This window comes from Actinomadura roseirufa, from assembly GCF_900659635.1.
Lineage (GTDB): Bacteria > Actinomycetota > Actinomycetes > Streptosporangiales > Streptosporangiaceae > Spirillospora > Spirillospora roseirufa.
This window is the reverse complement of the sequence record NZ_CAACVB010000151.1, coordinates 1-20,024: the sequence shown is the minus strand read 5'-3', so window position 1 is coordinate 20,024 and position 20,024 is coordinate 1. Positions and strand designations below refer to the sequence as shown.

General features: G+C 72.6%; 23 protein-coding genes and 2 tRNA genes. 17 read left to right on the top strand and 8 right to left on the bottom strand.

Translation table 11 applies throughout. From position 1 onward, the window contains the following. The 6 genes from E1291_RS42260 to E1291_RS26930 all read left to right on the top strand — a co-directional run. Window positions 1-327, top strand: a 327-nt coding sequence (locus E1291_RS42260; RefSeq protein WP_207400963.1) for a hypothetical protein, incomplete at its 5' end; no start/stop codon positions are given. A gap of 296 nt (window positions 328-623) precedes the next feature. Continuing rightward, window positions 624-938 carry a 50S ribosomal protein L21 gene (gene rplU / locus E1291_RS26950; protein ID WP_131740881.1) on the top strand — a complete coding sequence of 105 codons (315 nt, stop codon included), beginning with the start codon at window positions 624-626 and terminating at the stop codon, window positions 936-938. 14 nt (window positions 939-952) lie between these two features. Beyond that, a complete protein-coding gene (rpmA, locus tag E1291_RS26945) occupies window positions 953-1,210 on the top strand; it encodes a 50S ribosomal protein L27 (RefSeq protein ID WP_131740880.1) in 258 nt (85 codons plus the stop codon). Window positions 1,211-1,312: 102 nt separating this feature from the next. Then, window positions 1,313-2,710: a GTPase ObgE gene (gene obgE / locus E1291_RS26940; protein ID WP_131740879.1), complete on the top strand. Its 1,398-nt coding sequence runs from the start codon at window positions 1,313-1,315 to the stop codon at window positions 2,708-2,710. A gap of 23 nt (window positions 2,711-2,733) precedes the next feature. Further along, window positions 2,734-3,858 carry a glutamate 5-kinase gene (gene proB / locus E1291_RS26935; protein ID WP_131740878.1) on the top strand — a complete coding sequence of 375 codons (1,125 nt, stop codon included), beginning with the start codon at window positions 2,734-2,736 and terminating at the stop codon, window positions 3,856-3,858. Further along, on the top strand, window positions 3,855-5,111 hold the full coding sequence (locus E1291_RS26930) for a glutamate-5-semialdehyde dehydrogenase (RefSeq protein ID WP_131740877.1): 1,257 nt from the start codon (window positions 3,855-3,857) through the stop codon (window positions 5,109-5,111). The genes proB and E1291_RS26930 overlap by 4 nt, the downstream gene beginning before the upstream one ends. 94 nt (window positions 5,112-5,205) lie before the next feature. Here E1291_RS26930 and E1291_RS26925 read toward each other — a convergent pair whose 3' ends face one another. Continuing rightward, window positions 5,206-6,243, bottom strand: coding sequence for a M48 family metallopeptidase (locus E1291_RS26925; RefSeq protein ID WP_131740876.1), 1,038 nt, complete (start codon window positions 6,241-6,243; stop codon window positions 5,206-5,208). Window positions 6,244-6,386: 143 nt separating this feature from the next. Here E1291_RS26925 and nadD point away from each other — a divergent pair, with 143 nt between their 5' ends. The 7 genes from nadD (at window position 6,387) to E1291_RS26890 (ending at window position 9,683) form a co-directional block, all read left to right on the top strand. After that, complete coding sequence (gene nadD / locus E1291_RS26920) at window positions 6,387-6,989, top strand: nicotinate-nucleotide adenylyltransferase (RefSeq protein WP_131740875.1); 603 nt, start codon at window positions 6,387-6,389, stop codon at window positions 6,987-6,989. A 150-nt stretch (window positions 6,990-7,139) separates the two neighbouring features. Further along, window positions 7,140-7,550 (top strand): ribosome silencing factor, encoded by a 411-nt coding sequence (gene rsfS / locus E1291_RS26915; protein ID WP_131740874.1) that lies wholly within the window; start codon window positions 7,140-7,142, stop codon window positions 7,548-7,550. After that, window positions 7,543-8,274 carry a histidine phosphatase family protein gene (locus E1291_RS26910; protein WP_131740873.1) on the top strand — a complete coding sequence of 244 codons (732 nt, stop codon included), beginning with the start codon at window positions 7,543-7,545 and terminating at the stop codon, window positions 8,272-8,274. The genes rsfS and E1291_RS26910 overlap by 8 nt, the downstream gene beginning before the upstream one ends. Window positions 8,275-8,354: 80 nt before the next feature. Then, window positions 8,355-8,427 (top strand) — tRNA-Ala (locus E1291_RS26905). A gap of 339 nt (window positions 8,428-8,766) precedes the next feature. After that, a complete protein-coding gene (locus E1291_RS26900) occupies window positions 8,767-8,997 on the top strand; it encodes a hypothetical protein (RefSeq protein ID WP_131740872.1) in 231 nt (76 codons plus the stop codon). Window positions 8,998-9,108: 111 nt separating this feature from the next. Then, window positions 9,109-9,513 carry a hypothetical protein gene (locus E1291_RS26895; protein WP_131740871.1) on the top strand — a complete coding sequence of 135 codons (405 nt, stop codon included), beginning with the start codon at window positions 9,109-9,111 and terminating at the stop codon, window positions 9,511-9,513. A gap of 97 nt (window positions 9,514-9,610) precedes the next feature. After that, window positions 9,611-9,683 (top strand) — tRNA-Ala (locus E1291_RS26890). Between the two features lie 34 nt (window positions 9,684-9,717). Here E1291_RS26890 and E1291_RS26885 read toward each other — a convergent pair. The 4 genes from E1291_RS26885 to E1291_RS26870 all read right to left on the bottom strand — a co-directional run bounded on the left by E1291_RS26885 (window position 9,718) and on the right by E1291_RS26870 (window position 13,295). Continuing rightward, window positions 9,718-10,308, bottom strand: coding sequence for a dihydrofolate reductase family protein (locus E1291_RS26885; RefSeq protein ID WP_131740870.1), 591 nt, complete (start codon window positions 10,306-10,308; stop codon window positions 9,718-9,720). Beyond that, on the bottom strand, window positions 10,305-11,138 hold the full coding sequence (locus E1291_RS26880) for a metalloregulator ArsR/SmtB family transcription factor (protein ID WP_131740869.1): 834 nt from the start codon (window positions 11,136-11,138) through the stop codon (window positions 10,305-10,307). The genes E1291_RS26885 and E1291_RS26880 overlap by 4 nt, the downstream gene beginning before the upstream one ends. Window positions 11,139-11,451: 313 nt before the next feature. Continuing rightward, window positions 11,452-12,102, bottom strand: a complete 651-nt coding sequence (locus E1291_RS26875; protein ID WP_131740868.1) for a response regulator — start codon at window positions 12,100-12,102, stop codon at window positions 11,452-11,454. Next, entirely contained in the window at window positions 12,099-13,295 is a 1,197-nt protein-coding gene (locus E1291_RS26870) for a sensor histidine kinase (RefSeq protein ID WP_242614394.1), read from the bottom strand. The genes E1291_RS26875 and E1291_RS26870 overlap by 4 nt, the downstream gene beginning before the upstream one ends. Window positions 13,296-13,456: 161 nt before the next feature. Here E1291_RS26870 and E1291_RS26865 point away from each other — a divergent pair, with 161 nt between their 5' ends. Next, entirely contained in the window at window positions 13,457-15,412 is a 1,956-nt protein-coding gene (locus E1291_RS26865) for a right-handed parallel beta-helix repeat-containing protein (RefSeq protein WP_207400962.1), read from the top strand. A gap of 200 nt (window positions 15,413-15,612) precedes the next feature. Here the strand turns inward: E1291_RS26865 and E1291_RS26860 are convergent, their stop codons facing one another. Both E1291_RS26860 and E1291_RS26855 read right to left on the bottom strand, forming a co-directional pair. Further along, window positions 15,613-16,713, bottom strand: coding sequence for a baeRF2 domain-containing protein (locus E1291_RS26860; RefSeq protein ID WP_131740867.1), 1,101 nt, complete (start codon window positions 16,711-16,713; stop codon window positions 15,613-15,615). Between the two features lie 70 nt (window positions 16,714-16,783). After that, window positions 16,784-17,041 (bottom strand): DUF7218 family protein, encoded by a 258-nt coding sequence (locus E1291_RS26855; protein ID WP_131740866.1) that lies wholly within the window; start codon window positions 17,039-17,041, stop codon window positions 16,784-16,786. A 428-nt stretch (window positions 17,042-17,469) separates the two neighbouring features. Between E1291_RS26855 and E1291_RS26850 the strand changes: the two genes are divergently transcribed. Beyond that, the gene (locus tag E1291_RS26850; protein WP_207400961.1) at window positions 17,470-17,943 is read left to right on the top strand and encodes an MBL fold metallo-hydrolase; all 474 of its coding nucleotides are present in this window, start codon (window positions 17,470-17,472) and stop codon (window positions 17,941-17,943) included. 191 nt (window positions 17,944-18,134) lie between these two features. Continuing rightward, window positions 18,135-18,590 carry a MarR family winged helix-turn-helix transcriptional regulator gene (locus E1291_RS26845; protein ID WP_131740865.1) on the top strand — a complete coding sequence of 152 codons (456 nt, stop codon included), beginning with the start codon at window positions 18,135-18,137 and terminating at the stop codon, window positions 18,588-18,590. Between the two features lie 186 nt (window positions 18,591-18,776). Here E1291_RS26845 and E1291_RS26840 read toward each other — a convergent pair whose 3' ends face one another. After that, a complete protein-coding gene (locus E1291_RS26840; RefSeq protein WP_242614393.1) occupies window positions 18,777-19,592 on the bottom strand; it encodes an MBL fold metallo-hydrolase in 816 nt (271 codons plus the stop codon). A 58-nt stretch (window positions 19,593-19,650) separates the two neighbouring features. Between E1291_RS26840 and E1291_RS26835 the strand changes: the two genes are divergently transcribed. Continuing rightward, window positions 19,651-20,024: AfsR/SARP family transcriptional regulator (locus E1291_RS26835; RefSeq protein WP_207400960.1), on the top strand; the 374-nt coding region annotated here is incomplete at its 3' end.

Below are 20,024 nucleotides of genomic sequence, written 5' to 3'. Positions count from 1 at the left end.
GAGGCCGCCGAGGCCCCGGCGCAGGCCGCCGTGGAGGCCGCCGGCGCCGCGTCCGAGGTCGCCGGCACCGCGCCGGGCACCCTGGACTCCCCGGAGCCCGTCGGGGTCAACGGCACGGGACCGCACGGCACCGGGGCGCCCGGAGCCGAGGCCAACGGCACCGCGCCCGCCACGGCCGAGACGAGCGAGACGAACGGGGTCGCGCCGAGCGGCGCCGAGGCGAACGGGGTGTCCGAGGACGCCGAGGCCGCCACCGGCGTGCGGCGCCGCCGCACCCGCCGGACCCGCGCCACCGCCCAGGTGGCCGACGGCGGCGAGTCCGACTGACCGGTCCGATCGACTGGACGCCCTGACCGGACGCGTTCGCGTTCCGGTCAGGGCGTCCAGTACACTGGGCCTTCGGCGCGCCATGCGCGTCGCACGATCCCGTACCGCGAGCCCCTCCGGGTTCGGTCGGTGCACCCCCCGCCGGTCCGGCGGGGTTCAGCAGAGAGCGCCAGGGGTCTCCTCTGGTGTGCCGCCTCCGGCACCGCAGCCGGAGGTAGGCCCCCGCCCGGGGGCTGGTGAGCCACGCGCGGGACCGGTTCAGCCCGGAAGCGCGCGCAGACGAAGGGTTTTCCGCGGTGTACGCGATTGTCCGCGCAGGCGGCAGGCAGGAGAAGGTGGCCGTCGACGACGTGCTCACCGTCGACAAGCTCACCGGCGAGGTCGGCTCGACCGTCACGTTCCCGGCCCTGCTGGTCGTGGACGGCGACGACGTCGTCAGCTCCTCGGCCGACCTCGCCCGCTACGAAGTGACCGCCGAGATCGTCGGCGCGGTCAAGGGCCCGAAGATCAACATCATGCACTACCGGAACAAGACCGGGTACAAGCGGCGGATGGGTCACCGTCAGCCCTACACCGAGGTCAAGATCACCGGTATTCAGGCCGGGAAGTAAGGGAGAGCGGTCACATGGCACACAAGAAGGGCGCATCGTCCAGCCGTAACGGTCGCGACTCCAACGCCAAGCGCCTCGGCGTGAAGCGCTACGGCGGCCAGAGCGTCAACGCCGGCGAGATCATCGTCCGCCAGCGCGGCACCCACTTCCACCCCGGCCCCGGCGTCGGCCGCGGCGGCGACGACACGCTGTTCGCGCTGGTCGCGGGCGCCGTCGAGTTCCGGCGTTACCGCGGCCGCAACGCGGTCAGCGTCGTCCCGCCGGCGGAGTAGTCCGCCGCGACGACATCCAGCGAAGGGGCGGACCGGCTGCCGGTCCGCCCCTTCGCCCGTTCCACCCGGCCCGCCCTGGGCCGGACACCTGAGGAGGGCACCGTGGCCGCTGGATCGGGTTCGGGCGCGCAGTTCGTCGACCGGGTGGTCCTGCACGCCGCCGCGGGCAACGGCGGCAACGGCTGCGCGTCGGTCCACCGGGAGAAGTTCAAGCCGCTCGGCGGGCCGGACGGCGCGAACGGCGGCCACGGCGGGGACGTGGTCCTCGTGGTCGACTCCGGCGCCGCGAGCCTGCTGGAGTACCACCGCCGGCCGCACCGCAGGGCGGGCAACGGCCGGCCCGGTCAGGGCGGCCACCGGACCGGCGCCGACGGCGCCGACGTGGTCCTGCCCGTCCCCGACGGCACGGTGGTGAAGGCGGGCGAGGAGGTGCTCGCCGACCTCGTCGGCGAGGGCACCCGGTACGTGGTCGCGCAGGGTGGCCGGGGCGGGCTCGGCAACGCCGCGCTCGCCACCGCCAAGCGCAAGGCCCCCGGGTTCGCGCTGCTCGGCGAGCCGGGCGACGAACGCGACGTCGTGCTGGAGCTCAAGAGCGTCGCCGACGTCGCCCTCGTCGGGTTCCCCAGCGCCGGCAAGTCCTCGCTCATCGCGGCGCTGTCGGCGGCCAAGCCGAAGATCGCCGACTATCCGTTCACGACGCTGGTGCCGAACCTCGGCGTGGTCGGCGCGGGCGACACGACGTTCACGGTCGCGGACGTGCCGGGGCTGATCGAGGGCGCCAGCGAGGGCCGCGGGCTCGGCCTGGAGTTCCTCCGCCACATCGAGCGGTCCTCGACGCTCGCGCACGTCCTGGACTGCGCCACGATGGAGCCCGGCCGCGACCCGGTCAGCGACTTCGAGGTCATCGAACGCGAACTGCGGGCCTACGACCGCGTGCTCGGCGACCGCCCGCTGTCGGACCGGCCGCGCGTCGTCGTGCTCAACAAGGTGGACGTCCCGGACGGCCGGGAGCTCGCCGACATGGTCCGGCCCGAGTTCGAACAGCGCGGGCTCGAGGTCTTCGAGGTGTCGGCCGCGACCCACGAAGGGCTGCGCGAGCTGTCGTTCGCGATGGCCGCGATGGTCGAGCGGCACCGCGCCTCGCTGCCCCCCGCCGAGCCCGCCCGGATCGTCATCCGGCCCGAGCCGGTCGGCGGCGGCGCCGACTACGAGGTCAAGCCGATGGGCGAGAACACCTACCTGATCACCGGATCGAAGCCCGTCCGGTGGCTGCGCCAGACCGACTTCGCCAACGAGGAGGCGGTCGGCTATCTCGCCGACCGGCTCGCGCGCCTCGGCGTGGAGGACGCGCTGGCCGCGGCGGGCGCGACCGCGGGCGCGACGGTCCTCATCGGTACCCCCGACGACTCGGTCGTCTTCGACTGGGAACCCGAGGTCGTCGCGGGACAGGCCGCCCCCGGCCCCCGTGGCACCGACCGCAGGCTGGACGGATACCGCTAGAACCCCCCGGAGGAGAGACGTCGATGAGCGAGCGCGAGGCGATCGCGAAGGCCCGCCGGATCGTGGTGAAGGCGGGGTCGTCGTCGCTCACCACCCCGGGCGGGACGATCGACGCGAACCGCATCGACGCGCTGGTGGACGTGCTGGCGGCCCGGTCCGCGGCGGGCACCGAGATCGTCTTCGTCTCGTCCGGGGCGATCGCCGCGGGACTCGGCCCGCTCGGGCTGACCCGCCGCCCGCCCGACCTCGCGACCCAGCAGGCGGCGGCGAGCGTCGGGCAGGGCCTGCTGTTCGCCCGCTACACCTCCTCCTTCGCCCGCCACGGGCTGACCGTCGGGCAGGTGCTGCTCACCGCCGACGACATGATGCGCCGCTCGCACCACCGCAACGCGCAGCGCACGCTCGCCCAGCTCCTCGCGCTCGGCGTGCTGCCGATCGTGAACGAGAACGACACCGTCGCCACCGACGAGATCCGGTTCGGCGACAATGACCGGCTCGCGGCGCTGGTCGCGCATCTCACCCGCGCCGACGCGATCGTCCTGCTGTCGGACGTGGACGCCCTCTACACCGGTGACCCGCGCGAGCCCGGCGCGCGCCGCGTCACGGACGTGCGCGGGCCCGGCGACCTCGCCGGCATCCGGCTCGGCGGGTCCGGCCGGGTCGGCACCGGCGGCATGGTCACCAAGGTGGAGGCGGCGCGCATCGCGGGCATCCCGGTCGTGCTGACGAACGCGGCGTCCGCCGCGCCCGCCCTCGCCGGCGACCCGGTCGGCACCCTGTTCCATCCGGCCGACGGGCGCCGCCGCTCCACCCGGCACCTGTGGCTGGCGCACGCCACGACCGGCCAGGGCCGCGTCCTGCTGGACGCGGGCGCCGTCGACGCCGTCGTCCGGCGCGGAAAGTCGCTGCTCCCGGCGGGCGTCACCGGCGTCGACGGCGACTTCGCCGCGGGCGACCCGGTCGACCTGTGCGGCGCGGACGGCGGGGTCGTGGCGCGCGGCCTGGTCAACTACGACGCCGCCGAGATCCCCGACCTGATGGGCCGGTCGACCCGCTGGCTCGCCCGCGAGCTCGGCCCCGAGTACGAGCGCGAGATCATCCACCGCGACGACCTGGTGGTTCTCACCGACCGAGAGGAGCTGTCATGAGTGAGCGCGAGGAGTTCCTGCGGGTCGCCCGGCGCGCCCGCGACGCCGCGGCCGGGCTGGCGCCGCTCCCGCGGGCGGTGAAGGACGCCGCGCTGCACGCGATCGCCGCCGCGCTGGTCGAGTCCGCGCCGCAGATCGTCAAGGCGAACGAGGCCGACGTCGCGCGGGCCCGCGCCAACGGCGTCTCCGAGTACATGATCGACCGGCTGAGCCTGTCGGCGGAGCGGATCGCCGCCATCGCCGCCGCCGTCCGCGAGGTCGCCGCGCTGCCCGACCCGGTGGGGGAGAGCGTGCGCGGCGGCGTGCTGCCGAACGGGCTGGAGCTGCGGCAGGTGCGGGTGCCGCTCGGCGTCGTCGGGATCATCTACGAGGGCCGCCCGAACGTGACCGTCGACGCCGCCGCGCTGTGCCTGAAGAGCGGCAACGTCGCGATGCTGCGCGGGTCGTCGTCGGCGCACGACTCCAACACCGCCCTGGTGGGGGTCATGCAGGCCGCGCTGCAGGGCACCGGCGTCCCGGCGGACGCGGTGCAGCTCGTCCCCGGCACGTCCCGCGAGTCGGTCCGGCACCTGATGCGGGCGCGCGGCCTGGTGGACGTGCTGATCCCGCGCGGCGGCGCCTCGCTGATCAACTCGGTGGTGGAGGAGTCGACCGTCCCGGTGATCGAGACGGGTGTGGGGAACTGCGCCGTGTACGTGGACGCCGCCGCCGACGTCGGCATGGCCGTGGAGATCCTGCTGAACGCCAAGACGCAGCGTCCGTCGGTGTGCAACGCGGCGGAGACCGTCCTCGTGCACGCCGACGTCGCCGGCGCGTTCCTCCCGCCGGCGCTGGCGGCGCTGCGCGCGGCGGGCGTCACCGTGCACGGCGACGAGCGGACGCGCGCGTACGGCGACGACGTCGTCGCGGCGACCGAGGACGACTGGCGCGCCGAGTACCTCTCGCTCGACATCGCCGCGCGGGTCGTCGACTCGCTCGAGGACGCCGTCGCGCACATCCGCGAGTACGGGTCGGGGCACACCGAGGCGATCGTCACCGGCTCGCAGCCCGCCGCGCGGCGGTTCGTCGCGCTGGTCGACTCCGCGGCGGTGATGGTGAACGCCTCGACCCGCTTCACCGACGGCGAGGAGTTCGGGTTCGGCGCGGAGATCGGCATCTCCACACAGAAGCTCCACGCCCGTGGCCCGATGGGCCTGCCGGAGCTGACGTCCACCAAGTACGTGGTCACCGGCGAAGGGCACGTGCGCGGCTGAGCGCGCCCGGCCCGCGGGCCCGGAGACGGGCCCGGAGACGGGCGGGGCCGCCGCGTCCGTGTCGCGGCGGCCCCGGCTCTCCCGGCCCCCCGGTTCAGTTGGACCTGTCGGTGGGGCCGTTGTCCCGTCGCGTCACCCGGTCGAACAGCCCGCCCGCCGCGCCCGCGGCGGCGTCGGCCATGTCGCGGACCTTGCCCACGAACGGGTCCGCCGTCCGCTCCCACGACTCGCGGTAGGACCGCGCCGCGTTGCGGACCTCGTCGGTGACCGAGGCGCCGTCGTCGCCGTCGCGGCGCGGGTAGTCGCCGGCGAGGATCCGCTGGTAGTCGCCGTCGCGCGCCCACCGGTCGATCTCGGCGAACCGCGCCACCGCGAACGGGTGCGACTGCGGCAGCAGGTTCAGGAACTTCAGCAGCCCGTCCCGGACGTCGCCCGCCGCGTCGTACTCGGCGGCCTGCGCCAGGAACGCCTCGCTGCTCATCTCCGACAGCCGCGTCCCGCCGGCGAGCTTCATCATCGAGCGCTTGGCCGCGTCGACGTCCTGCCCGGCGAGCAGCCCCGCCCGGTCCGCGGACAGCTCCGCCTTGCGGAACCACTCGCGCAGCCCGATGACGATCGCCCCGATGCCGATGTTCCCGAGCGGCAGCCAGGCCAGCCGGGCCCCGAGCTGGAGCAGGATCTGCATCATCGTCTGGTACACCGCGTGCCCGGACAGGATGTGCCCGACCTCGTGCCCGATGACGAAGCGCAGCTCCTCCTCGTCCAGCAGGTCGATCAGGCCGGAGTTGACGACGATGAACGGATGGTCCGAGCCCAGCGCCATCGCGTTCGGCGTCGGGTCCTGCCTGACGAAGACGTCCGGCACCTCCTGCATGTCCAGGATGTAGGACGCGTCGCGGACCATGTCGTGCAGGTTGCGGAACTGGTCCTCGCCGACCCGCACGGTCCCGCCGAGGAACATGAGCCTGAGCGCCCGCTCGTTGATCAGGCCCGACAGCTTGCGCAGGACGACGTCGAACCCCGACAGGGAGCGCAGCGCGACCAGCGCCGAGCGGTCCGCAGGGTGTTCGTAGGCCCGGGAACTGATCCCGGGGAAGCGCGTGCGCGCTCGATCCGGTGTGCTCTCCGTCATAGCTGGCATGGTAATTCCGACGAACCACCGCGGCCCAGGGTTCCCCGGCGCGCGGGCCTCCCGGCCCCCGGCGGCGGAGCCGGAGACCGCGCGGCCCGGGGCGGGCGTCGGCGGCGCGCGGGCCGCTGGCTATTCTCGTCGCCATGACGCAAAAGCGCCGGGTGGGGGTCATGGGCGGAACGTTCGACCCCATCCACCACGGTCACCTCGTGGCCGCCAGTGAGGTGGCCCACTTCTTCTCCCTCGACGAGGTCGTGTTCGTCCCCACCGGGCTGTCGTCCCACAAGGAGGGCCGCAAGGTCGCCGCCGCCGAGGACCGCTACCTCATGGCCGTGATCGCCACCGCGTCCAACCCCCGCTTCTCGGTCAGCCGCATCGACATCGACCGGCCCGGCCCCACCTACACCGTCGACACCCTCCGCGACATGCGCGCCCTCCAGGGCCCCGACACCGACCTGTTCTTCATCACCGGCGCCGACGCCCTGGAGAAGATGCTGACCTGGCACGACACCGACGAGCTGTTCGAACTCGCGCACTTCGTCGGCGTGACCCGGCCCGGCCACCGGCTGGCCGACCCCGGCCTGCCCAACGGACGCGTCTCCCTCATGGAGGTCCCCGCCCTGTCGATCTCCTCCACCGAATGCCGCGACCGCGTCGGCTCCGGCGAGCCGATCTGGTACCTCGTTCCGGACGGGATCGTCCAGTACATCAACAAACGCGACCTCTACCGGGTCAGGGACAGCTGACCTGGGCGGGCCGGTCGAAGCGCGACATACCCTGGAATGGACCGGGCCGCGGGACCACCGCGGCCGGACCACGACGAACAGGGTCACCGGCCGCCGCCCGTGAGAAGGTGGTACCGGAACGACCCCTACAGGGAGGATCGCGAGCGCATCGTGACCGCATCCGACAGGGCGGCGCAGCTCGTCCGGATCGCCGCCGAGGCGGCCGGCGACAAGCTGGCCGACGACATTCTTGCCTACGACGTGAGCGAGCAGCTCGTCATCACCGACGCCTTCGTGCTCTGCTCCGCGCCCAACGACCGTCAGGTCCGCGCCATCGTCGACGAAGTCGAGAAGCGCCTGCGCGAAGAGGCGGGCGCCAAACCCGTCCGCCGCGAGGGCGAACGCGAGGGACGCTGGGTACTGCTCGACTACGCCGATGTCATCGTGCACATCCAGCACGAGGAAGACCGCATGTTCTACTCCCTCGAGCGGCTCTGGAAGGACTGCCCGCTGCTCGACCTCCCCGACGGCGTCAACGCCCACCGGGAGCAGCGCCGCGCCGTCGGGAGCGCGAGTGAGTGACGCCGGGCGCGCCACGGCGCCCGCCGCAGGCACCACCACGACCCCCGCGGAAGAGCCCACGCCCGCCCGCCCCCCGGGCAAACGACGCCTCGTCCTCTGGCGGCACGGGCAGACCGCCTGGAACGTCGAACGCCGCTTCCAGGGCAAGACGGACATCCCCCTCGACGACACCGGCGTCGCACAGGCCAGACGCGCCGCCCGGCTCCTCGCCGGGCTCCAGCCCACCGCGCTCCTCGCCTCCCCGCTCCGCCGCGCCGCCGACACCGCCCAGGCCCTCGCCGACCTCACCGGGCTCCCCGTCCGCCACGACAAGGACCTCATCGAACGCGACGGCGGCGCCTGGGAGGGCCTCACCTCCCAAGAGATCCGCGACCGCTACCCCGCCGAGCACGCCGCCTGGCAGCCCCCCGGCGGCGAGACCAGCGCCCAGGTCGCCAAACGCGTCGGCGCCGCCCTGGAACGCGCCCTCGACGACCTCCCGCCCACCGGGCAGCTCGTCGTCGCCTCCCACGGCGCCGCCCTCCGCCTCGGCATGTCCCACCTCCTCGGCCTCCCCCAGGAGACCTGGGAACGGCTCGGCGGCCTGTCCAACTGCTGCTGGTCCGTCCTCACCGAGATGCGCGACGGCGGCTGGCGCCTCGCCGAGCACAACGCCGGCACCCTCCCCGAACCCGTCCTCGGCGACGACCGCCCCGAAGACCGCAACGGCGACCCCGCCCCCTGACCGGCAAACGATTCGAGACCACTCCCCGCCGTCCTATACACTGGCGGAGCACTGCGGGATGAACGTCCACGCAGTCGCCCGGGGCTATGGCGCAGTTGGTAGCGCGCCTCCATGGCATGGAGGAGGTCTGGGGTTCGAATCCCCATAGCTCCACTCGGAGTTGGGAGTGGTGTGGTCGGAGCTTTGCTCCTTCCCCACCACTCCTTCGTCATTTCCCCCAGGGGGACGACCCCCTGGAACCCCCGATGCAGGGGCTCCGCCCCCGCACCCCCTTTGGGGCTTCGCCCCTCGCCCCCCTCGCCTCCCTTCGTGCTTTGGGGCTTCGCCCCTCGCCCCCCTTTGGGGCTTCGCCCCTTCCCCCCCGGTTTTGCCTCTCGATTTCTGGTGGGATTGGTTCCGGTTTTCGTTCTACTTCCGGGTTTCGTTGCGGTTCGTGCTCATCTGCTGGTGGTGGGCTCGGAACATTCGCTTCGTAGTGATTTCATGCGAAGTATGGGAAGACACCGCAGGGGCGCGCGGCGCGAGGTCACGGTGGCCGATCTCATCGACGAGCTGCGCCGGTTCGATCCCGGGATGGAGGTGCGGCTGGCGATCCAGCCGCGGATGCCGCAGGACCACGGTATCGGCGCCGTCGCCGAAGCCGACGGGATCGTGTGGATCGGCGACGCCGGACCGCGCGGCTACGCCCCCGACGAGGTCCGCGAGAGCCTCGGCTGGAGCTGACCGCAAAGCCTTCGCCATGGCCCCGGCTGCCTTTTCCCGTGCCGCGCTTCGCCAACTCGATCTTGAGGAACAGCCACGGAGTGGCGATGTGATCGAGATGAGGGTTGACCTATGACAAAGCGGATCACCGGCCGGCTCCTGCTGCCCCTGACACTGGCGGCGGGCTCGGCCCTGGCGATGGCCGCGCCCGCGGCGGCGCTGGAGAGCCTGCCCGACCCCGCCGCGGCGGCGGCTCCGGCGGCGCCCGCGCCCACCAGCGAGAAAAAGCAGAAGGAGGAGTGCGTCCAGGCGGTGGACATGCTCACGGAGCTGCGTCTGCTCCAGCGCCAGGACGGCCTCGTGAACATCCTCTGCGAGATCGGGCAGCCGAAGAAGGACAAGGGCAAGAAGGAGCAGGACGCCCGGAAGGAAGCCGAGGACCGGGGGCTCCTCACCCTTCCGACCCTGCCCGAGAACCTCATCGTCAAGATCCCGGGCCTTCGCGAACCGGCCGCCGCGCCGGCGCCCGGCCGCTGACCTGCCCGCGGGCCGCGGCGAGGACTCCCCGCCGCGGCCCGCGTCCCGACCTGCCCCCGGAGTGCACTAAGCTTTTGCTCGGTCGGTCACCGGCCGAGGGGCTATGGCGCAGTTGGTAGCGCGCCTCCATGGCATGGAGGAGGTCTGGGGTTCGAATCCCCATAGCTCCACCCTCTTTTCTTTTCGCCCACCGGGGCGCCGTGCTCACCGCACGCGGTCATAGACCAGGGCGATCTCACCCAGCTCACCGGTCCGCTGCCGCGCGACCTTCCATTTCGTCGCGGGCAGGCCGTCCTCGAACAGCCGCTCCCCGCCCCCGAGGATCTCCGGCAGGATCAGCAGATGGAGCCGGTCGATCAGGTCCGCGGACAGAAGCTCCTTGATCACGGTCGGGCTGCTGTTGACGAGGACGTCGCCCTCACCGGCGGACGTGAGCTCGGCGACGATGTCCGCGGCGGGCGCGTTCACCACGCGGGTGCGCTCCCACGGCGCCTCGGTCAGCGTCGTCGACAGGACCACCTTCTCCGTGTCGACCAGCCACCTCGCGTAGCCCCGGTCACGCGGGTCGGCGTTCTCGTCCTCGGCGACCGCCGGCCAGAACCCCATGAAGCCCTCGGCGTTGACCCGGCCGAGCAGGGCCGTCGTCGCGTCCTCCCAGATGCCGCTCATGTGGTCCCGCGCGACCTCGCTGGTCACGTACGGGACGAACGCGCCGAAGTCGGCGGGTCCGCCGGGGCCGTGGTACCGGCCGTCGAGGCTGAGGCTCAGGTTCGCGGTCACCTTGCGTCCGGTCATGGCTGTGCTTCCTCTTCTGCGATGTTCGTTGACTGAGGTGTTCCGCCGACGGCGTGGACGAGGTTGTCGAGCACCTGGCCCCAGCCCGTCGCGATCCCCGCGATGTAGGGGGCGGCCTCGACGGCCGTCTCGGTGATGCGCAGGCCGACCCGCAGCCGGGTGCCCTCCGGGACGGCGTCGAAGGCCACGTCGTAGTGGCCGGTGAAGGAGACCGCGCCCGCCGCGTCCAGCACCGTGAGGTCGAACACGAGGTGCTCGGGTTCCTCCGCCCTGTGGACCCGCCCCTCCGAGCGGTACCTGGCGTCGCCGTCGCGGTACTCCAGGATCGCCCGGCCGCCCGGTCGCGGTTCGATGGCGGACTCGCTGATCGTCATCGACGGAGGGGCCCACCAGGCGGCGAGGAGCCCCGGGTCGGTCCAGTGCCGCCAGACCTCGTCCGGCCGTGCGGCCAGCACCCGCTCGAAGGAGAAGGCGCGGCCGTCCGCCCAGCGTGCCCGGTCCGCCGCCGCGGTCTCCGCCGCGATGGCGGCGCGGTAGCGGGCGATGACGTCCCGCTCGCCCTCGTGCGCGGTGACGGCCCCCGCCAGCTCCCGCAGCCGGTGCCCGAGGGCCTGCAGCGGCGCCGGCTCCAGCGCGTAGACGCGACGCTGCCCGAGCGGGAAGACCGCGACCAGCCCGGCGCGGGCGAGGGTCTGCAGGTGCTTGGTCGTCTGCGGCTGCCGTAGGCCCGTCAGCTCCGCCAGCTCGCCCACGGACCGGGGCCGCTCGGCGAGGGCCTCGACGATGCGCCACCGGGCGGTGTCGCCGAGCGCGGCTGCGATCTGCTCCATGGGCAGAAGTATTCTCTATCTAGAATATTCCTGTCAAGGAATACTTTGGCGTGTCTTGAGGTCGGGGGAGTTCTTCACGTGCGAGCGCCGGTGCGCGACCTTGACGTCGAATCGCTCGGTCGGCCGGGAGACGGTCATCTGGCCGAACCCGCACTTCAAGGGATGGCGGAGGTCGGGCCAGTTCGACCACCGGCTGCCGTTCGGGAACACCGGGAAGACCTACGACACGCACGGCGGGTGGTACGACCTCGTCCGCCGGCTCCACCCCGCCAGGGCCGCCCTACGCCGGAGGGCTGTGACTCGGCCAGGACGGTCAGGTCGCCTCCGCGTCGTGCGCGAGAACGGCGGCCTGTACCCGGTTGGCGAGCCCGAGCTTGGCGAGTGCCCGGCTGAGGTGCGCTTTGACGGTCGCCTCCCGCATCCCCAGCTCGCGTCCGATCTCGCCGTTGGACAGGCCGCGGGCGAGGGCGCGCACCACCAGCAGCTCCCGGTCGGTGAGCACGGCGAGCCGGCGCCGCGCCGCCGTGGACCGCGACGACGGGCCGGCCGCCGCGACATGCGCGATCAGCCTCCTGGTGACGGCCGGCGCGAGCGTCGCGTGCCCCGCCGCGACCGTGCGGACGGCGGCGGTGAGGTCGCGGGGAGGGGTGTCCTTCAGCAGGAACCCGACCGCTCCGGCGCGCAGCGCCTCGTGGACGTGGTCGTCGAGGTCGAAGGTCGTCAGCATCACCACCTTCGGCGCCGCGGGCGCGGCCGTGATCCGCGCGGCGGCGGCGAGGCCGTCCACGCCGGGCATCCGCACGTCCATCAGCACCACCTCGGGGCGGCACCGCGCCGCACCGGCGATGGCGTCCGCGCCGTCGCGGGCCTCGGCGACCACGCTGATGTCGCCCTCCGACTCCAGGATCCTGCGCAGGCCCGAGCGGACGAGACGCTCGTCGTCGGCCACCAGCACGCGGATCACGACGGCTCCCGGACGGCGGGGACGCGCGCCCGGACGGCGAACCCGCCGTCCGGGCGCGGTCCGGCCTCCAGGGTCCCGCCGAGCAGTGCGAGGCGTTCTCGCAGGCCCGCGAGTCCGAGGCCACCGCCCGGCGGGAGGTCCGGTGCGGCCTCGGCGGGTCCGTTGTGGACGGTCACCTCCAGGTGGCCCGGCCGGTGGCGCAGGACGACCTCGGCGGCGGCTCCCGCGGCGTGCTTGTGGACGTTCGTCAGCGCCTCCTGCACCACCCGGTACGCGGCGCGCTCGGCGGCGTCGGGGAGTGGCCGCGCGGCGCCCTCGTCCCGGCGGCGGACGGTCAGGCCCGCGGCCCGGGACTGGGCCAGCAGCCGCTCGAGGTCGCTGAGCGCCGGTGGCGGGGTGCGCGGTTCGGCGTGCGCCGCGCGCAGCACCCCGAGCACCTCGCGCAGGTTCGCGAGGGCCTCCCGGCCGGTCGCGCGGATCAGATCGGCCGCCCGCCGGGTGTCCTCGTCGGCGGCGTCGGACTGCAGGGCCCCCGCGTGCAGGACGACCAGCGAGACCTTGTGCGCGACGACGTCGTGCATCTCCCGCGCGATCCGTGCGCGCTCCGCGGCGCGGGCCTGCTCGGCGCGCGCGGCCTGCTCGCGTTCGAGCCGTCCGGCGCGCTCGGCCAGCGCCGCGAGGACCTGCCGCCGGGCGTTGATCCACAGCCCGACCGCGAGCGGGAGGCCCACGAGGAACAGGACCGAGAACACCCGGTCCCCGGCCGACATCCGGTCCTCCGGTCCGAGGACGAGACCCGTCCCGAGGATGTCGGCGGCCACGGGCACGGCCAGCAGCGCGGCGGCGGCCGTACCGGCGAACGCCGCCAGGTGGGCGCCCCGCCGAGTCGTCGTCGCGGCGTAGTAGGACGCGACGAGGAAGGCGGGCCAGCAAGAGAACAGAAACGCGCCCACGGCCGTGACCGCGAACAGCGGCCACCGGCGCCGCCGGGCCGTCGCGGCGGCGCCCCCGGCACCGGCCGCGAACAGCGCGATCGCGAGATCCTCGGCCGCGCCGTGCCGTCCGGCCGAGTAGTCGAGCAGGGTGAAGGCCGCCAGGACGGAGCCGAGCGCCCACGGCGCGAGGCGGTCGGTGAGCCGCGCCGCCGCCTCCAGCGTCCGGTCCCGCGCCGGTACCGCCTCGGTGAGATGCACGGGACGAGCGTAGGCAGGCGGCCCACGGCGGGGGATCCGACGTTCGTCGAGGCCCCCTGCGACCTAAGGATGACCGCCCGATCGACGAATGGCCGTCGTGCGTCCGCCGGGCCCGGTCCGAGGCTGAGGGCGAAGGACCGGTCGACCCGTGAGGAGACATGGTGAACCTGCGGATCCTGAAGACGGCGACGGCGGCGCTGGCGGTGGCCGTCCCGATGGCGGTGGTGCCGCCCCCTGGCGCGTCGGCGGACGGCGCGCCGGAGGCCGCGCAACTGTACGTCGCCACCTGGGGCAGGGACTCCTGGCCCGGCACCGCCGAGCAGCCGTTCGCGACCCCTGAGCGCGCGCGCAGGGAGGTCCGCGCCCGGACGGCGCGCATGACGTCCGACATCGTGGTGAATCTGCGCGCAGGGACGTACGCGCTGGACTCCCCGCTGCGGCTGTCGGAGGCCGAGGGCGACTCCGGCGCGAACGGGCACCGGGTGGTCTACCGCGCCTTCGGCTACGGGACGCCGCGGCGGGAGCCGGTGACGCTGAGCGGCGGGCGGCGGATCTCAGGGTGGCGGCCCGACGGACGCGACGCGGGATTCTGGCGCGCCGACGTCGGTGACCTGGAGACCCGCCAGCTCTACGTCGACGACCGGCGCGCCACCCCGCTCACGGCCCCGAAGGTGGGCCTGCCCGGCACACCGACGATGACCGAGACGGGCTACGTCACAGACAGCCCGGCCCCTCGATCGTGGCGCGACCCCGGCGACATCGAGGCCGTCTACCGGTTCGGCTACGCCGAGGGCCGCTGCGGCGTCGCGGGCATCACCGGCGACTCCCGGCAGAGCGTCATCACCATGGACGCGGAATGCTGGCGGCTGGCCCGCAAACTGTACGGCGCTGACGCTCTGAAGGACCCGGGCCACTTCGAGAATTCCCTCAGCTTCCCGCACAAGCCCGGAAGCTGGTACCTCGACCGCTCCCGCCCAGGTCATCACGTCCTGCTGTACATGCCGCGCCCGGGGGTGGACATGAACCGGGCCTCGGCGGTCGCGCCCGTCCTGGAGACCCTCGTCAGCGGTACGGGACAGCCCGGCCACCCCCTGCACGACATCGCCTTCCAGGGCATCACGTTCGCCCACGCCACCTGGCTGGCCCCCAGCGAATCCGCCGGGTTCGCCTCCGCGTGGAGCATGTACATGCGGCAGGGCAAGGACGACATGGAGGCGCTGACCGTCCCGGGCAACGTCGCGTTCCACACCGCCGAGCGCATCACCTTCGAGGGCAACCGCTTCACTCACCTGGGTGGGCAGGGCCTTGAGTTCTCCAAGAACAGTTCGTACAACACCATCAGCGCGAACGTGTTCACCGACATCTCCGACGGCGGCGTCCTGATGGGCGTCGTCCCACCCGACACGAAGGGGACCAACCGCGGCAACCGCATCACTGACAACTGGATCCACCACACCGGCGTGGACTACCGGGCGTCCTCCGGGATCTGGGACACCGCGACCCAGGACACGACCATCGCCCACAACCAGGTCCACGACGAGCCCTACAGCGGCATCCTGTCCGGCCCCAGCGAGGACCTGCGCGGGCTGATGCACCGCAACCGCATCCTCAACAACCGCGTCTACGCCACGAACCGCCTGCTCGACGACGGCGGCGGGATCTACCTGCGCGGCGAACAGGGCACTTCCTTCGAAGACGGGGCCGTCATCAGCGGCAACGCCGTCACCGACAGCAAGGACACCGAGTGGAACATCGGGATCTACACCGATGACAGCACCAACTGGGTCAGCGTCGACCGTAACGCCGCCTACAACTATGTGGCCTCCATCGGCGGATGCAGCGAGGTGAAGGACGGCCGCCCCATCCAGAACGTCCGCTACCGAGAGAACTTCTGGGACGACGCCGTTCCCCCCTTCGTCAAAAGGCGCGACTACCCCGGCGCCTGGCCCCCCGCGGAGGACGACTGCGGAGACCCGGCCAAACTGGAATTCACCCGCAACACCCTGCTGAACCCCGCCAACCCGGCTCAAGCCTGCACCGCCAACCCGACGTGCGCCGCCATCCTGACCAACACCGGCCCACGCCCCCCGTTCCGCTCCCTCCTAGGCCTCCGTTAGGGATCGGGGCAGGGGCTCACCGGCACCCGTGATTGGGGTCGTGTAGCGGAGGTCTGGGGCTGGTGTCGTCGTGGGCGTGGCGGGGTGTTGGTCGGGCGGCCCAACGCCGAGCGACGCGGCTGGTCAGTCGTGTCGTGGGCCTGCGGTGGGGACCGGAGTGGTGGGGTGGGGAGTTGGGGACCCCACCCCACCGTCTCTGGTCAGGCGGTGTAGCGGAGGACGGCGCCGACGTGGAGGCCGGCGGTGGAACCGTTCGACGGCACTACGACCAGGTCTCCGTCCATGGCCGCGACGGCGCGGACCAGTGCGGCGTCCGCCCGGTCCTCGCGTGGGTCGTCGACACCGAACTCCTCGCGCAGCTCGCTCGCGGAGGCCGCGACCTGCGTGGGGTCGGGGCCGACCCAGAGCCGGGCGGGCGAGTCGGGGTCGTCGTCGAGCAGGAGGGTCTCGACCTGGCCGTTGCGGACGGCCTCGACGGTCGCGGGCAGCCCGGCGACGGCGCGCTGCCCGTTGGCGAGCTCCCGGTCGAAGCGCTCGGCGACCGCCATGACCCGCTCGGCCGTCTTGAGTTCCAGGATCCGGTTCAGTTCCGCCTCCAGCTCGGGGTCGGAGACGCCGATGTTGCGGTCGTCCTCGACCGTGTGCTCCAGGACGTGGTCGGAGACCTCCTCCAGGACGAGCGTCCGGGCCCGGGTGTCGCCGGCGATCACGACCGCCTCGGCGTGCACCCGGTCCGCGGCGCGGTCGATCTCGTGCGCGACCTTCTTCGCGTTGGCCTTCCACACCTTCTCCGCGGCGCGCTGGATGCGGGACTGGCTCCACTCGCCCGTCTTCACCTTGCGGATCGGGTACTCCTCGTCGCCCTCGACGTCGATGCGGCGGTGCGTCCCGTCCGCGCCGACACAGTCGATGGCGCCGCCGCGCCGGTCGACGACCGCGACCAGGTGGGGGAACCGCTCGCCGCGCTCAGCGAGGTAGGGCACCACGTGCGGGAGCGGCGCGACCCGCGCCCGCGTGGCGCGCGGCGGCCCGGGCAGCCGCTCGGTGTGCACCACCTCACCGCCCGCCGCGAAGATCACCAGCCCCTCGGAGCGGCGCCCGGCCAGCTCCTCGACGATGGTCTGCTCGATCGCGCGGAGGGTCGCCTTGGGGGCGTGCTGGCCCTCGAGGTCCGCGCGCAGCGCCCGCCACCGCAGCTCGGCGGCCTTGGACGCGTCCTCGGTGGTCCGGGTGAGATCGGCGTACACCGACGCGTAGGGGCCCGGCCGTTGGTACAGCTTCTTGAGGAATGACAGATCCATGGGAGGGCCGTACCCGTCCCCGTTGGGGCAAACGTAAAGAGTGTGACCCCTGGGGCGCCGCCGGCGGTCATCAGTGGTCGCGTAGCGCCTTGACCAGTTCCGCCTTGTTCATCGACGAACGACCCTCCACTCCGATCTCCCGGGCCCGCTGCATCAGGTCGTCCTTGCTCCACTCGTCGTAGGACGGGCTCTTGCCGCCCCTGCGCCCGACCTTCTTCTTGCCCTGGCCCGCGGCGGCGTTGGCGATCCGCGCGGCCTTCTCCTTGCTGTCGCCCTTCTCCCGGAGCTTCTGGTACGTCTTCTCATCCTTGATCTGTGACCTGGGCATTGCATCGCTCCTCTCTCGGACCCCGCTCCGATACCCCGCGAGCCGATGTCAAACGTCCGCGGAGACTGAGCCACAGCAGCAGCGGAAACCTCGTGTTGCACGTGCACGGTGGAGATTCGCGCACCGCCGTGGGGCGAATTGCCGTTCGGTGAATCCTCACCGCGAGGGCGATGGCGGTGGCGATCCGGACGAAGTGATCCAGGGGAAACGAGGTAGGTCGTCATGCTGACGACGCTAGGCCGTCGAGCAGCACCCGGACGATGGAACGCCAACCTGTGGATAACTCCGACGCGAGGTGCTGGCACAAAGCCCTGCCTCATCGTCCACGAGCAAGGCCAGACGAGGCTGGGCGCCCGCGGTGTCGGGGTGGCGGCGAACCACGCTCCGCATTAGTTGATACGACATAGATGTCGTGTCATCTAATGCCCATGAGCAACGAAACGAAGCAGGTCGAGAAGGTCGCCGTGGTCAGCTCCGGGTCGGTGTCGATCCACCCGGAGCACGTCGCCGCGAGCGGCAAATCGCTGTACTGGTGGCTGTTCACCTCCCGCCGCTGGACCGAGCCGCTGCCGATCAACGTCTACGTGGTGGAGCACGCCGACGGGCTTTTGCTGTTCGATACCGGCCAGGACCGGGCGTCGGTCACCGACCCCGGCTACTTCCCCGGCGGGATCACCGGCGTGATGTACGACCGGCTGGCCCGGTTCGAGATCGCGCCCGGGCAGACGCTGACCGCGCATGGACGACGCGTCCATCGCCCCCTTCACCGCCGGGCACGACCTGTTCGGGGACGGCAGCATGGTGCTGCTGCCCACTCCAGGCCACCCCCCGGGATCACTCTCCATGCCGGTGCGGCAGGCCGGCGAGGTCCCGCTGCTGATGGTCGGCGACACCACCTATGACACCGGCCTGCTCGAGGCGGGGCACATCCCCGCCGTCGGGGAGAAGAAGCCCCTCACCCAGACCACCGTGATGATCAATCAGCTGCGGGAGCGGCAGCCGGGCCTGACCGTCCTGGCCGCCCACGACCCCGGCGCGGCCGCCGCCCTGGCCGCCGCCCGCGCGCCTTCGCCTGATCGGGACAATGACGTTCATGCGTCCCGTCGAGGAGTTCCGCTACCTGGTCCTGGCCGCCCAGCGCGAGGGCAACCGGCTGCTCGGCCAGGCCTTGAAACCGCTCGGGGTCACCACCGCCCAGGCCGAGGTGATACGCGTCCTGCAGGACCGGCAGCCCCTCACCCTGAACGGCCTGGGCGACCTGCTGGTCTGCGAGTCCGGCAACAGTCCCAGCCGCCTGGTCGAACGACTCGTCGCGGCAGGACACCTCCATCGCGCGACGTCCCCGGCCGACCGGCGCCACATCGAACTCACCCTCACTCCCCAGGGCACCGCCCTGGCCCGTCAGATCACCGAGATCGAAGAGCGCCTCTACGTCCTCATCGAGACCATGACCCAGGGCGGTGACCTCACCCCGATCAATGCGTTCCTCCGCGCCTTCGTCGCCGACTTCCCCGCCGGTCAAGCCCTCGCCCGCCGCACAACCCCCTGACCAGGCCCCTTGCCCCTGCCCAGAAGCGCCTGCTCTGGCAGGGACACACTTTGAAGATCAGCTGAGCACGGGCGCGTCTCGTTCACCTCGACGGGGCCGGCGATCCGGGTTCGGGACGCCCCTGACCATTGAGCCTGGTGGGCGGGATGGGGGTTGTCCCGGTCGGTCAGCGGTCTGGAGGCGCCTCTAGGCCCGGGTGATCGGGACGAACGGTTGTGGCAGGTGAGGAGCGGCGAGGATGCCGTCGCGGTCCCGCATCCGGGCCAGGAGGTCGATGCGGGTGGCGGCTGCGGCGACCGGGTCCTCGTCGTAGATGTAGGTGATGGACGGGTCGGCGAGTTGGGCGGGGTGCATGACGATGTCGCCCGCGACGACCAGCCGGTGATCGTCGACGATGACGGACTGGTGGCCCGGCGTGTGGCCGGGCGTGAGAGCGATGGCGACCGAATCACTGAGGCGTTCGCCGCCCGTGATGGTGTCCAGGAGGCCCGCGTCCTGGAGTGGCTGGACCACCTCGTCCAGGACGGCCCCGCCGCCGTTCCGCAGCCAGTCGAGTTCGTCCCGCTGCAGGACGTGCCGTGCGTTCCCGAAGACCGGAACGCCGCCCGCCACGGCGCCGCTCGCGTGGTCGCTGTGCACGTGCGTGAGCACGACGATGTCGATGTCGGACGGTGCGAGGCCGACCCCGGACAGGGCGCCGATCAGGCCGCCGGGCACGGGAGCCCAGGACGAGGCGGGGGAGTCCTCCGGGCCGAGGCCGGTGTCCACCAGGATGGTCGGCCCTTGCGGTACTCGTACGAGGAAGCAGTAGAACCGCAGAACCCAGGCTCCGTCCGGTCCGAAGACTTCCGGGGCCTCGGCGCGGAGCCGTTCCCAAAGGGCCGGAGTGGAGCCGGGGAACGTTTCCGGCAATGGGCGCCGCAGTGACGGTCCCATGGGTCCGATCGCGTCGTGCAGCGGGACGACCTCGACTCCTGAGACGATCTGTGAATCCTCGTGCATGCCTTCACGATCTCAGAGGCCGCGCCATCGGGGACAATGGCACCCGGAAAGGGGATACGTGCGCATCGGCATCCTGGGTCCGCTCGAAGTGCGGGACGAGGCCGGCCGGCCCGTCGAGGTCAGCGGCCCGCGGTTGCGCGCCCTCCTGGTGCGGCTGGCGCTGGAGGCGGGGCGCCCGGTGTCGGCCGGGCGGCTGCTCGACGATCTCTGGGAGGGCGACCCGCCCGCCGGCGGCGGCAACGCGCTCCAGGCCCTCGTGTCGCGGCTGCGCGGAGTCGCGGGCCGTGACCTGGTCGAGCACGGTCCGGGCGGCTACCGGCTCGGGATCGACTCCGGCGAGGTGGACGCGGTCGCGTTCGAGCGCGGCGTCGTGGCCGCGCGCGGGGAGCGCGACCCGGCGCGCCGGGCGGACGGGCTGCGCCGCGCGCTGGG